The organism is Candidatus Paceibacterota bacterium (assembly GCA_028714635.1).
Taxonomy (GTDB): domain Bacteria; phylum Patescibacteriota; class Minisyncoccia; order Phycocordibacterales; family JAQTLZ01; genus JAQTLZ01.
The window spans coordinates 1-11,058 of sequence record JAQTLZ010000009.1; the positions used below are offsets into that span (position 1 = coordinate 1).

The 11,058-nt window shown below is 43.3% G+C and carries 12 protein-coding genes; 7 read left to right on the forward strand and 5 right to left on the reverse strand.

The window, feature by feature from the left end; genetic code table 11:
- Positions 1-115: 115 nt before the first annotated feature.
- From PHS53_04805 to PHS53_04825, 5 genes are all read right to left on the reverse strand, one after another.
- Positions 116-970: a methionyl-tRNA formyltransferase gene (locus PHS53_04805; GenBank protein ID MDD5357435.1), complete on the reverse strand. Its 855-nt coding sequence runs from the start codon at positions 968-970 to the stop codon at positions 116-118.
- The gene (gene def / locus PHS53_04810) at positions 963-1,514 is read right to left on the reverse strand and encodes a peptide deformylase (protein ID MDD5357436.1); all 552 of its coding nucleotides are present in this window, start codon (positions 1,512-1,514) and stop codon (positions 963-965) included. Before def ends, PHS53_04805 begins: the two co-directional genes overlap by 8 nt.
- A gap of 39 nt (positions 1,515-1,553) precedes the next feature.
- Positions 1,554-3,458, reverse strand: a complete 1,905-nt coding sequence (locus PHS53_04815) for a hypothetical protein (protein MDD5357437.1) — start codon at positions 3,456-3,458, stop codon at positions 1,554-1,556.
- The gene (locus PHS53_04820) at positions 3,459-4,253 is read right to left on the reverse strand and encodes a PEGA domain-containing protein (protein MDD5357438.1); all 795 of its coding nucleotides are present in this window, start codon (positions 4,251-4,253) and stop codon (positions 3,459-3,461) included.
- Positions 4,254-4,375: 122 nt separating this feature from the next.
- Positions 4,376-5,911 (reverse strand): UDP-N-acetylglucosamine 1-carboxyvinyltransferase, encoded by a 1,536-nt coding sequence (locus tag PHS53_04825; protein ID MDD5357439.1) that lies wholly within the window; start codon positions 5,909-5,911, stop codon positions 4,376-4,378.
- A 149-nt stretch (positions 5,912-6,060) separates the two neighbouring features.
- On the opposite strand from PHS53_04825, the gene PHS53_04830 reads away from it, so the two are divergent.
- The 7 genes from PHS53_04830 to PHS53_04860 all read left to right on the forward strand — a co-directional run bounded on the left by PHS53_04830 (position 6,061) and on the right by PHS53_04860 (position 10,734).
- A complete protein-coding gene (locus PHS53_04830; GenBank protein ID MDD5357440.1) occupies positions 6,061-7,071 on the forward strand; it encodes a rod shape-determining protein in 1,011 nt (336 codons plus the stop codon).
- A 194-nt stretch (positions 7,072-7,265) separates the two neighbouring features.
- Positions 7,266-7,682, forward strand: coding sequence for an NUDIX domain-containing protein (locus tag PHS53_04835; GenBank protein MDD5357441.1), 417 nt, complete (start codon positions 7,266-7,268; stop codon positions 7,680-7,682).
- An 18-nt stretch (positions 7,683-7,700) separates the two neighbouring features.
- Positions 7,701-8,045: a DUF5674 family protein gene (locus tag PHS53_04840; protein MDD5357442.1), complete on the forward strand. Its 345-nt coding sequence runs from the start codon at positions 7,701-7,703 to the stop codon at positions 8,043-8,045.
- Positions 8,042-8,353, forward strand: coding sequence for a hypothetical protein (locus PHS53_04845; protein MDD5357443.1), 312 nt, complete (start codon positions 8,042-8,044; stop codon positions 8,351-8,353). Before PHS53_04840 ends, PHS53_04845 begins: the two co-directional genes overlap by 4 nt.
- Before the next feature lie 10 nt (positions 8,354-8,363).
- Positions 8,364-9,056, forward strand: coding sequence for a hypothetical protein (locus PHS53_04850; GenBank protein MDD5357444.1), 693 nt, complete (start codon positions 8,364-8,366; stop codon positions 9,054-9,056).
- Between the two features lie 7 nt (positions 9,057-9,063).
- Entirely contained in the window at positions 9,064-10,422 is a 1,359-nt protein-coding gene (locus tag PHS53_04855; GenBank protein MDD5357445.1) for a phosphomannomutase/phosphoglucomutase, read from the forward strand.
- Positions 10,423-10,518: 96 nt separating this feature from the next.
- Positions 10,519-10,734, forward strand: coding sequence for a DUF378 domain-containing protein (locus PHS53_04860; GenBank protein ID MDD5357446.1), 216 nt, complete (start codon positions 10,519-10,521; stop codon positions 10,732-10,734).
- Positions 10,735-11,058: the final 324 nt, after the last annotated feature.

Sequence of the window (11,058 nt, forward strand, 5' to 3'; positions counted from 1 at the left end):
TTTATTGCTGTAAATGGACACAAGCTCAAGTATAAGCCAGTGCCGGTTGAGGAGATTTATGTATGCGAAGAATAATTTTCCAGCATTATGTAAATTGGAGCCGACAGCTTTGGGTCTATCTTTGAAATCCGGCTAAAAAGTCTTTGTAGCTCATTTCTTTTTTTCCTTCGGGAATTATGCGAAGAATTTCGAATTTTCCTTCATCTAGAGTCGCTTCTTTGATCACAACGCGCATCTTTTTCCCATTTCTTTCCATAAAGAAATAGGTCCCCGGCCAGCCGTAATATGCTCTAAATTTTCGATAATTTTGTACGGGATCGCCAGCAAGGTCTAGAAGCCCATCTTCTTTTTTTATCTTTTTGCAGAGCGTTGCGTAGCTCTCGTCTTGTTTTTCAAATGAAGCAGTACCGTCTGCGATTTTGCCTACCGCCTTCACCAAAAGTTTTTTTGCGATCTCGTTGAGGCGATTTCGTAGTTCTGGTGCCGTTTCTCTTTCGCCAACACGCACTTCTTCTTTTTCTATAATATCTCCAGCATCGAGGGCAAAAACCATTTTCTGTATCACGACTCCCGTCGTCTCGTCACCATTTAAAATTGCGGATTCTACAGGAGTTGCGCCACGATATTTAGGAAGAAGCGAATAATGAACATTTATCATTCCTAAGCGGGGAAGTTCCAGAAGCGCTTTCGGCAGAATTTTTCCGTATGCAACCACAATGCCAAGGTCAATGTCGTATTTTTTAAACGCTTCGAGAAATTCCTGATTAATTTTCTCTGGCTGAAGAATCGGGATATTTTTTTGTTCCGCCCATAGTTTGGGAGCGGGTTTTTGGAGAACGAGTTTTCTTCCGCGCGGTTCATCTTTCCCCGTAATAATAACTTTCGGGAGAAGGTCGGCACTTCGGAGTTCTTCTAGAATTGGGAGAACGAGTTCCGGCGTGCCGAAAAATGCGATATTGAGTTTAGTCATTGGAAGTCTCTTTTTTAAGTCGAGAGGGAATTTTTTCAGGAGGAAGTTCGTGGAGATCTTCGGCGTTGTCTATAAACAGAACTCCGTCCAAATGATCCGTTTCGTGCTGGAAGATTTGAGCAATGAGCCCGCTTCCTCCGCGTTCAAATTTTTCACCTTTTTCATTATACGCTGTTATCGAAGCCTTCGTTGAGCGTATTTTTTTCCCGTATAGCCATCGGACAGAAAGACAGCCTTCCTCTAATAATTTCTGTTCTTTTGAAAGTTTGGTGATCTTTGGATTGATATAGACAAGATTAATTTTTCCTTTTTTTCCTTTTTCTCCAGGATACAGAATGTCATATATTTTTTCCGTGATGATGAAAATGCGAAGCGACACTCCGATCTGGGGCGCGGCAAGAGCTACTCCATCGTCCTGTGACGCGAGCGCTTCTTTCATCTCTCGTATAACTTTCTTTATTTTGGAGCTCGCAATATCTTTAAGGGGCACTTCTTTTGCCTTTTCTCGCAGTACCGGAGCATCTCGCTGAACAATGCTTTTCATCCACCCATTCAAACACAAAATAAGGCATTTTTCCAGTTTTTACAGAATGCTTTCCGGATTGATTTTGACTGAAAAATAGGGGGGAAGTGCTGAAAGTTTTTTCGTTAAATCTTCTTTCGGCCATTCGCTTTCGGGAATTTTAAGGATTCCTTTCAGGGTGTAGGTGCCTCTTGCCTCCGGAATGAAAGCGGGAAACACCTCAAGTTCGTACCCTTTGAAATATATTTCTTTCATTTTTTTCATTTCCGCCTCCACCTCTCCTCTTCCGCCAGAAAGGGAAATTTCGATGAGAACCGAAAAGGGCGGGTAATTAAATTGTTCTCGCTCCGAAATTTCTGACTGATAAAAATCAAGGATGTTTCCTTCCTGCGCGTATTTGAGTATTTTTTCATCAGGATTTCTCGTCTGTATAATGCATTGTCCGTCGGTCAGTGAGCGCATTTTCGAGACCAAATGCATAATCTTTTCATTTATGCGGAAGTTTGGCAGAGCGAAGAGGGAATCAAGCGAAAGAATTGCCACACCATCGAGTTTATCTTCCATCGCGGAAAAAACGACTTCTGTCCCAAGAAGCACTCCCCATTCTGAATGAAGGAAACGAGAAAGTATTTTTTTCACTTGCACGGATGTTTTGGCTTTATCTTTATCTATCACAAAGATTAATTCTTCAGGAATTTTTTCAGCGAGCTCTTCTCGTACAAGGTCAATTCCTATTCCGGATGGGTCGAGTCTCCAACTGCCGCACGCAAGACAGAGCTCATCCGCCGGACGGCTTCTTTTGCACCTGTGACACAAAAAGAAATTTGTTTTTTCATCTTTGTCTTTATAAAAAGCGATTGGAGCATGGCACGTAAGGCACAATGCGAAATTTCTGCAGTCTCGGCAAATGATTGAAGGCGCATATCCTTTTTTTGTTGCGAAAAGAAAAATATGTTTTTTGTGAGCTTTTGCGTTTTGTATCATTTCATTTACCGCATCTCCAACTGTGTGGAATTTTTTGTCTCCCTTCGATTCTTCCGACTTCAAATTTACGAGGAGCGTTCTCTCATCCTTGCCGGATTTCCATTGAATCGGCTGGATTGCCGTATATTCGCCCTTCTCTTTTTTCCACAATGTTTCGATTCGAAGGAGCGTATCTCCGAGCACGAACTGCGCCCCGAGCATTTTTGCGTATATTTCAGCAAAGGCGCGGATGTCGAGGTAGGGTCTTCGCAGTGTTTTAAAAGTTCCCGATGATTCTTCGTCGATGATGATAGCGCCGATGTCGAAGCGCCGAAGCGAAAGGCAAGCTCCTGTTCCGACGATAAGTATCGGGTGAGAAGTTTCAGTCGCTTCTTTCCAAACCTTTAGAAATTCTTTCTTCGAAAGGCTTCCGGACACAAAAAAAGAATGCATCTCTATTCCCCTTGAGAGATTTTTAAAATACGTTTTTGCCTCCTCGATGGTGGGGAGACAACAATACACCGAGCGGGATTTCGCGAACTCTTCTCGTATAATGCTTCGATATTGAAGCTGTCTTTCTTCCCTCGAAGCCTGGATGACTGAAGGCCGGATGTCTCCTTGATTTTTCGTACTTTCGCCTTTTTGCGCAAGCTTCTCGATCTCTCCTATATTTTCCAGCAATACTTTTGGAATGAGCACCGAGAGTATGCTTCCCATTGTGGTTGCGTAATATTCTGCGCACACTTTCACGCTTCGCAGATATCTTTCGGTAAAAAAAGAAGAGGAGAGTATTCGCTCCACTTTCCGCATACCAAATGGCAGAGATTTTATCTCGGACTTCATAATTCCGATATTTTGAGCTTCTATCACCAGTCCAGGCATCTTTTTTGCGCGGACAGATATTTCCACAAGAGCGCCCGCCTCTGCGGGAAGGGCGGTAAAGTACGAGAGGACTTCTTTGGAAATGCCTCTGCCGATAGGAATGACTTGTATGATTTTCATCTATATATCTGCTCTAAAAATATTTTTACCGTCTTTTATGTAGAATGTATTTTCGCTTATCTTGTAGAATGTCGGAGCACTGCCTTTGTAAAGCGAGTATGAACGAGCTTGCCCCGTGTCTCCTATTTCTATTGCGTCAATTGTCTCTCCATGAGCCACGAGAAAAATATTTTCCCGGGTTTTATAGAAATCAACATTTACGATAGGAGTTCCCGAATGGAAAACCGCGATTGAATCGACAGAACACACTCCGGAGCTTGAGCAAAAGTAGCGGGGAATTGTATTTAAATCCGCCATCCATTGCATATAGACCGAAGTGCTATCTGCCCAAAGCGCGGTTTTTCCCATTAAGCGCCGAGTTGTTGGCCCCATTTTTTCTTTCGGGTGCTCAAAGAGATAGAGGATTTGTTCCATATCCTTCGGATCAGTTATTTTCGTGAGCGCTATACTGACGGGAGAGAGAAAAGAAGAAACTTTTTCCGTTGAAAATTGCGTTACCTCAATTTCTTTTTCCCATGGCACATAACCTTCTTTTGTGACGGCCACAGTATGCTTTCCTTGAGTGATATTGTTGAATTGGATAATTTCTTCCTCTGTTTCCGTAATCTTTTGAAGCTTATTGTCTATGAATATTTTAGAGCCCGCTTCGTACACCGCCACTTCGAGATTACCGGCCTTTCCTAAATGAAAACCCTGGAGGCGATAGCCGTTTCTGTAAAGGAGACCAGCGACGCTAATGAGGATTGCGAGAAGGATGAGCGCGCCGTAAAAATAGAGAATCTCTCTTTTCTTCATTGCTGTATCATCCCAGAGAACGCCTTTCTTTTCAACTTGGGAGTCTAGTTGTGCAAAATTTGCGTCGGAAATTTTTACGCATTAGCTAAAAATCTTCCGACGTGATTTGCGTAGCGCGCAAATCAGAAGCTCTGAAGAATGCTCACATTTGCACCGATCTTATTGAGTCGATTCGCAAGGTCTTCGTACCCGCGATTGATGCTATATACATTTCGAAGAATTGATGTGCCTTCGGCCGCGAGCATTCCAATGAGAAGAATTGCCGCTGGGCGAAGCGCGGGAGGACAGATGACCTCTGCCGCTTTTAATTTTGTCGGGCCGTTTATGTAACAGCGATGAGGATCGGCGAGGATGGTATCAGCTCCGAGCTTGTCGAGGTCTTTATAATAGATCGCCCGTTTCTCGTAGCTCCAGTCGTGGATGAATGTCTGGCCTTCGGCTTGTGTGGCGATGACAGCAAAGAAGGGGAGATTATCCATATTGATTCCCGGGTATGGCTGGGCGTGGATCTTGTCTTCGAGCGCTTTGAGTTTCGATGGATAGGTTTCAATGTCGACAAGATTTGTTCTTCCATTTTCCGCTTTGTATCGGCGCAGAATTTTGTAACGAAAGCCCATTTTTTCCAATTTCAAAAGTTCGAGTTCAAGGAAATCAATCGGGCATCGCATAACCTGGATTTTTGATTTGGTCACGATTGCGGCAGATAAAAGAAACATTGATTCAATCGGGTCTTCGCTTACCGCGTAGGTAATCGGCTTGTCTATAGACTCCACTCCGTGGATGATAAGTGTGGAAGAACCGATTCCCTCTATTTTTACTCCAAGCGATTCAAGGAAAAAACAAACATCCTGCACCTGGTAATTCGCGGAAGCGAATTTTATTGTCGTTTTGCCGGGAATGAGCGATGCCGCCATAATCGCGTTTTCTGTCACGGTGTCGCCCGCTTCGTAAAGCACGATATTCCCGGGTTTCAATTTTGGAGTCTTGATTTCGTAGTGATTTGAGCGAGTTTCAATTCCCACGCCGAGCTTTTCAAGCGCATAAAAATGCGGTTTGACCGTGCGAGAACCAAGACGGCACCCCCCCGGCTGGGGGAGACGGAATTTCCTGGAAAAATGAATAAGAGGGCCGATGAGCATTATGACGCTTCGGGTCTTCATCCCGGCTTCAGTGTCGAGTTTTTTAATATCAAATTTTGCGGGCGGTTTGATTTCGAGATTGTTGCCGTCCCATTTTACTCCCACTCCGATTGATTGAAGCACCTCAATCATTCTGTATACCTCTTCAATCTTCGGCATATTGCAAAGAATCGTTTTATTTTTATTGAGGAGCGACGCGGAAAGAAGTCCCATCGCTGAATTTTTGGAAGATTTTGTGACGATAGTGCCCGAAAGTTTTTTTCCTCCCTCGATGCGCAGATTCAATGAACCCGTGGAAAGATTTAAAATCTCCTTGTTGAGAGCTTTGCTTATTTTTGAAAGAGTTTCCGTAGAAAGATTCTGTTCGCCATTTTCAATGCGAGCGATGGCGCTTTGGGTGGTGCCAAGCATTTTTCCGAGCTCTGTTTGGGTAATTCCGCGGTCATCGCGAAGTCGCGCGATGAGATTTCCTATCTGGACGAGCTTCTGGTCGCCTTCTGGTTCTTTGGTTATCGGCATAATTATTCAACATACCATATATGCTATAATTTTACAATGTGTAAAACTTTGCCCAGGTACTCACTTTTAAAAAGAAGCTGCGAAAAGTAAAAGTGAGTGAGCGGGTAAGTTTGTAAAATTGGCTTCTTTATCCTACAATTCAGATCTCTATGGGATTTTTCACTCCAAAGCTTGGAATTGATTTGGGTACGGCAAATACCCTTGTTTTTGTGCCTGGAAAAGGCGTAGTGCTCAACGAACCTTCTGTTGTAGCTGTTTCTGAAGACAATCGCATTCTCGCCGTTGGTCTTGAAGCAAAACATATGGTGGGAAGAACTCCCGACAGCATTACCGCATATCGCCCTATGAAGGACGGGGTTATTGCAGACTATAGAGTGACGGAGGCAATGCTCCGCTACTATATGAAAAAAGCGCTCGGCAAATGGAATGTCTTTAAACCCGAAGTGATGGTCTCTGTTCCCGCTGGAGTGACTTCTACTGAACGCCGAGCTGTTATCGAAGCAGCCATAAAAGCCGGAGCGAAGAATGTCTACGTAGTGAAGGAACCCATTCTCGCTGCAATCGGCGCCGGCATTCCTATTCACGAAGCTCGCGGGCATATGGTAGTTGATATTGGAGGAGGAACGACTGACGTTGCCGTGATATCTCTCGGAGGAATTGTGTCTTCGATATCCGTTAAATGCGCCGGCAACAGAATCGATTCCGCTATTGCCGATTATATTAAAAAAACGTTTAATCTTTCAATTGGGGACAAAACTGCGGAAGATATTAAAATTCAGATTGGTTCCGCTATCCCTATTGATGAGGAACTTACTATGATGATAAAGGGGCGTGATTTTGTGACAGGACTTCCTCGTTCAGCAGAAATGAAAACGAATGAAATTGTAAAAGCTATTTCACGCGAGCTAAGGGACATGGTGAAGGCGATGAAGGACGTGCTTCAGGAGACGCCACCGGAACTCGCCGCGGATATTATTGATACCGGCATTACGCTGACCGGCGGTTCTTCGCTTCTTCGAAACATTGCCGAGCTTGTGTATCGCCGGACTGGAGTGAAGGCGCATGTCGCCGAAGATGCGCTTTATTGTGTGGCGAAGGGAACTGGAATTGCACTAGAGCATCTTGAGACCTATAAAAAGTCCATTCTCGCGAAAAAATAGCTCCCCACGAACTTTTCAAAAACCCAGAAAATTTCCCTGCGAGAAATTTTCCTTGTGCTGAGCGCGGCTTGCGTCGTGATATAGTTTTTTGATTACAAAAAATTACACCACGCCGACCATGCCAAGCTCGCGTGCGCGGGTTTTTGAAAAGTTGTGAGTCGCTTTGGGGGCAATTTCGAGTATAATTTCCGAATATGGATGGTGTAAACATTATTATTGAAGATGGGAAAGGGAATTATCTTATTCAGCAACGTTCTGATGATGCTCCTATATGGCCGAATTCCTGGGGATTGTGGGGAGGTGGAATTGATGAAGGAGAGTCACCAATCCTCGCAGCTATTCGTGAATTAGAAGAAGAAACTGGTATTCGAGTGGGAGAAGAAAAGCTTACTCACTTTAAGACGTATACTTTTGTCAGTAAAAGAACTGGGAAAATGGTAAACAAGCACGTTTACATCCTTCTTCTTGAGCCAGAGATGAAAATTGTGCTGGGAGAAGGTAAGGGCTATGCTTTTTTTAATAAAGATGAACTTGTTCCGCTTACATTTGCAGATAGACCGAAACAGTTTCTTTTTGATTATATTGCATCAAAAAATGAAAGTGCTTTTTGAAAATGTTATACTGAACATATGAATATACAGATTGTCAGAGATATCATCACTCGAAAAGATGCGCAGGAAATTGCGAAGGAATTTTACGATACGATGATAAAAGGGGTTGTCGATATCGAGCGGGGAATTATTGCGATCGGCGGTGAATACCACATTGATGCCAATGTCGTCTTGATTGAAGCTGGTTCAATACAGAAGGATATTTGGGGTTTCAATTTACTGTTTGATAAAACGGGAGATGAAGCTATCGAATATACGTCTCTCATAAACATTCGTCCGCAGGCGGGAAATCGCGGGATGGAAGTGGAGGATGCAGATTTGCGTCTCAAAATGAAAAAAATAATTGAGAAAAAAATCATATGAATCAATCAACTCAAAATGCGCGTACCCCGCTTTTTCTTATGGCAAATTTGGGGAGTGAGCTCACGCGGTTTTTTCGGGATAAAGAAAAGGGCGAGCGGGAGAAAATGAATCAATCGGCCAAACGCGCTCTCGGTATTATTGATTCTCTTTCCGCGACATCTTCCGCGGGCTATTCTCGCGAAGCAAAAATATGGGGCGATGTTGTAAAAGATGCCACGAGCGATAGCCCCCAGTATCATGTCAGTATAAAAAATGTTGAAGGATATTTTTTGCCTCTTGCGTCAAGATTATTGTCCGGCGTTAAATAATTTTACTGAAATGATAGATGGTATTGAGAAAGATAAGCTCCATCACGCATACTGCATTGTCGGCGAGCGAGAAGATGTACTCGCCGAGCTTTTAGTGTTTTTTGAGAAGGAGTTGAAAGTGAAAACTGTGGGGAATCCTGATTTTTGGCGGGGGAAGTTTGACTTGTTTACTGTCGATGATGCTGAAAAGCTTATTGAAGCTCAAAGCAAAAAAGCGCTTCAGGTTGGGAATAAGAAGATATTTCTCATTATCGTCAACAAGATTCAATGGCAGGCACAGAACAAATTACTCAAAGTTCTTGAAGAACCAACCCTTGACACACACTTTTTTCTGGTGATTTCGAGCACTGAAGGACTTTTGTCAACTCTCAAATCCCGGCTTTTTATCATAAATACGAATGGGGAGAACAAGTGGGAGAAAGACGCGAAAGAATTTCTTTCCAGCGCAAAGCCAAAACGGCTTGTTTCAGTGAAGAAGATGACGGATGAAATTTCCGATGAAAAGAAGACTAAAGCTGATGCGATTTCCTTTTTAAATGCTGTCGAAAGTGTTTTAAAAGAAAAAGTAGGAACGATAAAATCAAAAGAAGATGCGAGAAGCTTCGAGGAGCTCATTAAGTTTCGCTCATACCTCGGCGATCAATCTCCATCGGTCAAAATGATTCTTGAACACTTGGCACTAATCCTGCCGGTGCTAAAATGAAATGCTAATGGAAATCAAAGACTCAATTTTCAAAGCGTACGATATTCGAGGCATCTATCCGACAGAGCTCAATGAAGAAATTATGTATGCAATCGGACAGGCTTTTGTAGAGATTGAAAAGCCGAAAACAGTTGTCGTGGGAAGAGATGTCAGGATAAGCGGGCCGTCGATGCAGAAAGCGCTTATCCAGGGGCTTCTAGATTCTGGAGTGGATGTTGTGGACATCGGACTTATTTCAACGGAAGAAATTTATTTCGCAACGGCATATTACAAATATGATGCGGGAATTTCCGTTACCGCTTCTCATAATCCTCGCGAATACACTGGAATGAAAATGGTCCGTAGGGGAGCGGAGCCCATTGCGGGAGAAGAGATTACAGTGCGACTCAAAAATAAGGCAAAAGAACTTCTTGGCAAGAAAGTTTCGGCAAAAAAGAAAGGGAAGCTAAGCACCAAAGACATCCACGAAGATTTCAGGAAATTTGTGCTTGGGTTTATTGATACAAAGAAAATAAAGTCATTCAAGGTTGTAGCGAATCCAAATTTCGGCTTTCAGGGAGAACTCGTGAAGCTTGTGTGCCGAGATTTGCCGATTACGTGGAGTTTTTTAAATGGAGAACCTGACGGTAATTTCCCGAAAGGCAGGCCTGATCCATTTCTCGAAGAAAATCGCACGGAATTCATCGAAAAAATAAAAAAGGAGAGGCCGGATTTTGGAGTTACCTGGGATGCCGATGCTGACAGAGTTTTTTTTGCTACAGGGAGCGGGTTATTTCTCGAAGCGTATTACACAAATGTGCTTCTTATAGAAGAAATGCTCCATAAAAATCCCAAAGCAACAGTTGTGTATGACCCCCGCTATACTTGGGCGCTTGTCGAAACAATAAAAGAATTTGGTGGTACACCCCTACGCTGTCGTGTCGGGCACAGCTTCATAAAAAAGGCAATGCGGGAATCGAATGCTGTCTTCTCCGGAGAATCAAGCGGACACACCTATTTCAGAGATTTCTTTTTTGCGGACTCGGGAATTATTCCATTTCTTCTTATGCTCGAATTCCTTTCGCAGGAAAAAAAGAGCCTGGAGGCGTGTATTCTTCCTCTTATCGAGAAATATCCGATCTCCGGTGAAATTAATCTAACCCTCAAAGATGCGAAAAACGCCCTTTTTGTCGTGCAAAAAAGCTACGCAAATAAGGGAAAAGTGGAAGAATTCGATAATGTTATTGTCGAGAAAAAGGGGGAATGGCGTTTCAATATCAGGATGTCCAATACCGAGCCACTGCTTCGCATCAATATTGAGGCTACAAATAAGGCTCTTGTGGAAGAAAGACGTTCTGAACTCCTTTCTCTTCTCAAAGATCTCTAGGGGGATAACTGGGGATTTCTTCTCCGTCTCTCTTTTGCCGGGGTGATATAATAAAGGCATAAAAGTCGAACTATTAAAAACCTAATTTCGAAAAAAATGAAAGGTTTACACAAAATTTCATTTATCTTGCTCATCATCGGAGGTTTGAATTGGCTTATCATCGGTCTCATTGGGACTGATTACGTCATGCAAATTCTCGGTGGTTCGATTGCTAGAATCGTCTACATTCTCGTAGGTCTTTCTGCAATTGCTGAGATTGTAAATCACAAGAGTCTCTGCAAGAGTTGTGATAAGGGGATGAGCCAGATGTAATCTGGTTTTTTCGTTCGAACAAGGAAAATCCCCGGGCTTCAGCCGGGTGAAGAGTGGGTAGGGACCCGCTCTGCAAGACCTTGAGCGTTCTGTATTCAGAATGCGACAGGTGTACAGCCCCCGTAGGGGGTTTTCCTTTTTCTGTGCATATCGGAAATATCCTTTTTGTGCTAGAATAATAAGACTATGGCAGAGATCATTGCAGATTTTCATATTAAATCGAGCGAAATACTCCTTCTTTTGGCGGGAGTGTCGCTTCTTGTAAGTCTTCCGTATCTTGCCGGGGGAAGCGAAACATTTTGGACTCTCGCGAGGATTCTGTAT

Excerpts from the sequence above, each read along its gene's own strand:
- PHS53_04805 (MDD5357435.1), bottom strand. The coding sequence starts at position 970 with ATGACTAAACTCAATATCGCATTTTTCGGCACGCCGGAACTCGTTCTC.
- def (MDD5357436.1), bottom strand. The coding sequence starts at position 1,514 with ATGAAAAGCATTGTTCAGCGAGATGCTCCGGTACTGCGAGAAAAGGCA.
- PHS53_04815 (MDD5357437.1), bottom strand. The coding sequence starts at position 3,458 with ATGAAAATCATACAAGTCATTCCTATCGGCAGAGGCATTTCCAAAGAA.
- PHS53_04820 (MDD5357438.1), bottom strand. The coding sequence starts at position 4,253 with ATGAAGAAAAGAGAGATTCTCTATTTTTACGGCGCGCTCATCCTTCTC.
- PHS53_04825 (MDD5357439.1), bottom strand. The coding sequence starts at position 5,911 with ATGCCGATAACCAAAGAACCAGAAGGCGACCAGAAGCTCGTCCAGATA.
- PHS53_04830 (MDD5357440.1), top strand. The coding sequence starts at position 6,061 with ATGGGATTTTTCACTCCAAAGCTTGGAATTGATTTGGGTACGGCAAAT.
- PHS53_04835 (MDD5357441.1), top strand. The coding sequence starts at position 7,266 with ATGGATGGTGTAAACATTATTATTGAAGATGGGAAAGGGAATTATCTT.
- PHS53_04840 (MDD5357442.1), top strand. The coding sequence starts at position 7,701 with ATGAATATACAGATTGTCAGAGATATCATCACTCGAAAAGATGCGCAG.
- PHS53_04845 (MDD5357443.1), top strand. The coding sequence starts at position 8,042 with ATGAATCAATCAACTCAAAATGCGCGTACCCCGCTTTTTCTTATGGCA.
- PHS53_04850 (MDD5357444.1), top strand. The coding sequence starts at position 8,364 with ATGATAGATGGTATTGAGAAAGATAAGCTCCATCACGCATACTGCATT.
- PHS53_04855 (MDD5357445.1), top strand. The coding sequence starts at position 9,064 with ATGGAAATCAAAGACTCAATTTTCAAAGCGTACGATATTCGAGGCATC.
- PHS53_04860 (MDD5357446.1), top strand. The coding sequence starts at position 10,519 with ATGAAAGGTTTACACAAAATTTCATTTATCTTGCTCATCATCGGAGGT.